At 71.2% G+C, this 371-nt stretch carries 1 protein-coding gene; it reads left to right on the top strand.

All coding sequences use genetic code 11. From position 1 onward, the window contains the following. On the top strand, positions 1–193 hold a 193-nt coding region (locus tag FNQ90_RS26760), incomplete at its 5' end, for an inorganic diphosphatase (RefSeq protein WP_182608624.1). Between the last annotated feature and the right edge of the window lie 178 nt (positions 194–371).

Below are 371 nucleotides of genomic sequence, written 5' to 3'. Positions count from 1 at the left end.
CATGGAGCACCTGGTCGACATCGGCGACGTCAGCGAGTTCGACCGCCTGGAGATCCAGCACTTCTTCGAGGTCTACAAGGACCTGGAGCCCGGCAAGTCCGTCGAGGGCGCCGACTGGGTGGGGCGCGCCGACGCCGAGGCCGAGATCGAGCGTTCCTTCAAGCGGCTGAGCGACCGGGGCGACAAGCACTGAACCCCCGGTGACGTCGCGTCGGTGCGGCGCGTGCCCCGGACGGGCACGCGCCGCACCGACGCGGGTTCCGGCGTCAGAACCCGCGGGTGCGCTTGGCGCCGCGCCGGTCCCCCACCGGGCTGAGCCGGCCCGGCGTACCGATGAACAACCTCGCGATCTCGCTTCCCAGATTCACCCC

This window comes from Streptomyces alkaliphilus (assembly GCF_014141535.1).
GTDB classification, from domain to species: domain Bacteria; phylum Actinomycetota; class Actinomycetes; order Streptomycetales; family Streptomycetaceae; genus Streptomyces; species Streptomyces alkaliphilus.
The sequence above is the reverse complement of the archived record's forward strand: the minus strand, read 5'-3'. Positions and strand labels throughout refer to the sequence as shown.